Below are 2311 nucleotides of genomic sequence, written 5' to 3'. Positions count from 1 at the left end.
AAAGCACCGGTAATGGCACTGGCAGCGCCCGAGGCTGCTCCACCCGTAACCGCCGTGACAGCCAATGCCACGAGAGCTGCACCGGCTTCTGTCAGCCCTTGGGCTTTATAATCCCAGTCTTTAAATTCAGCCTTAACTGCTTGCCAATCAACTTTCCTTACAAATCTTAATCAACCCAAAGTAATAAGCAGTGTGTCGTATGGAAAATTAAAAACAAAAACCGAATGAAGAAAATGCACTTGAGACTTGCATATGGCTTCACAGGTTTATTGCTGTAAAAGCTTCAAATGATGATATCTCTAATACTTTTCGCTTGTTCTCTTGTGGTAGCTTCCACATGCAAAAATATATGGACTATAATACCTCTTCTCAAGCTTATCAAACTGAACTCAAAGGTATTTCCTTATTGATTTTGAAAGAGTCCTTAAAACGCATTTTGCAGAGCAACGTAGAAAGCATGTCTAAAAAAATCATTCCAAGAGCAACAGATTTTTCTAAGTATTGTGAAGAGATTGAAAAAGACCTTCTTTCACGCACCAAAACTCTTCATGAACTAATGATAGGAGAGTTTAAAATAGATTTCTAAAAAGTAGCAAAATAGTGAAAAGTGCTGATTATTTTTGGATTGGATATGCATTTAAAGAGTGATTAAAAAGTTTTTTTAATGTACAATATATTTCTAGAAGCTAAAATAGCTCTATAGTATCAAATTTATAAAGTAAATAAATCCATTAATACAAATTAAGGATTTTAGGATACGCGAATTTCAAAATATTTGTTTTTTAAAACATGAGTAGCCAGCATCAGCGCAAAAAATGTTGCGGCAGTTATGATTCCCTTTCGTGTACTTTTGAAATAACAGAGCTTTTCTTTAATCTTTATGAAATGGTTGCCAGTGCGATGGGCTTTGTTGAAAGGTGGATTTGGGTATCAAAATGCAAGCAAGAGTTTGGGATTATGGAGCTCTGTGTTTAAAGCTATCATCAACTATAGATAAATCATAGACGAGGTTAACTAAAATATTAAAAGCAACTGGATGCAATAGAAGACATTGCTATTAAAAGAAAAGCAAATGCTAAAAAGACTAAAAGGTAGTTTGTGTTTTTATATCAGAAAATAATTTAAGAAATTGAGATCATAATTTTTTCACAGGAAATAAATATGTTTACAGATAAGAAGAGAAAAGCCTTGTTTGGCGTTATAATTTTTATATTTGTATGTTTTTTAGGAATAAGAAAAAATCTTGACTTTATTCAGGGTATTTTGACATTCGCGTCTATTTCTTTGGTGATCGTAACAACTGTTTTTGCAATTTTATGCAATTCTAATATCCCTTCTGAGTTGCAAAACAACCCACAATATAAATGCGGCAATACAACAGGTTGGAAGAGATTAACATGTGAATTACATCAGTATATGCACAGTCTCCTAAAGTTAATAATTTTAGCGCTTGTCGTTTTAATTTTCCCAAGTAGTTATAAAGAAACTGTTTCTTTGCCTGTCATTTCTAAGTACGTGGAACACAAGTTTTCTTTTTCATTGGATACCATACTTTGGTACTTAGATATTGCTCTTGGATATTCAAATATTATAATTTGGTACTTTTTTTTAGTCTGTGTGTTCTTTCTTATGTTGCGTACACGCAGTTTAATAAATATATCTATTTACACGCTACAGTGCTCTATTAAAGAGATACAGTAAAACTTACGATTTCATGCTTTAATTTTTCTTTTATATGACCTTCATTATACATACCATTATCATTTTTACTTGTTTTAATAGCAAATTTATGTTGAAAAGTTTCAGTATTAAAGATTATATCAAAATTATTATGTGTCTTTCCAACAAAACTTATGTTTTTAAATGCTGGATTTAATTTATATTTTTTAAAAAGATTCAAAAAATAATTCTTTAAATTATTTTTTTCTTTAAATTTGATACCCAAGTCAAGTTCCATTTCAGAATAATCATCCGTGGGAAATTCACCCAACAAAATTTTAGCCATCTTTAGCAAGTTGTCTTCTGATTGCATTGCAAAAAAATCTAATTGTTTTGGTTGGGTATATTTCAGTTTTATTTCTTTAATTAAAAGCAATTTTTTTTCGAACTCTTCCTTACCAAAAATATCAGGTGAGATATCAATCGTTTTCGGGGGAAAAGATTTTTTGTAGTGTAGCTGCAAGAATTTGTTTAACTCTTTATTTGAAGAAAAAAGAGTAAACTCTATAGGAATTAAAATTCCAAAATATTGCTTATTCTGTTCAACATATTTTCTAGGACGTGGGTTAGGAATATTCTGAAAGTCATTTTC

3 protein-coding genes are annotated in these 2311 nt (G+C 31.1%); 2 read left to right on the top strand and 1 reads right to left on the bottom strand.

The genetic code is table 11. The features are described from left to right. Positions 1-337: 337 nt before the first annotated feature. Both ACFIQE_RS09690 and ACFIQE_RS09685 read left to right on the top strand, forming a co-directional pair. Complete coding sequence (locus tag ACFIQE_RS09690; RefSeq protein ID WP_273790439.1) at positions 338-586, top strand: hypothetical protein; 249 nt, start codon at positions 338-340, stop codon at positions 584-586. Positions 587-1161: 575 nt separating this feature from the next. Then, positions 1162-1701: a hypothetical protein gene (locus ACFIQE_RS09685; protein WP_375621057.1), complete on the top strand. Its 540-nt coding sequence runs from the start codon at positions 1162-1164 to the stop codon at positions 1699-1701. Here ACFIQE_RS09685 and ACFIQE_RS09680 read toward each other — a convergent pair. Beyond that, positions 1685-2311 (bottom strand): hypothetical protein (locus ACFIQE_RS09680; protein WP_375707636.1); only part of this gene is annotated, 627 nt, incomplete at its 5' end. The genes ACFIQE_RS09685 and ACFIQE_RS09680 overlap by 17 nt on opposite strands.

Origin of the sequence: Bartonella sp. AA1HLJMS (assembly GCF_042197445.1) — a bacterium.
Taxonomy (GTDB): Bacteria; Pseudomonadota; Alphaproteobacteria; order Rhizobiales; family Rhizobiaceae; genus Bartonella.
This window is presented reverse-complemented; position numbering and strand designations above follow the sequence as displayed.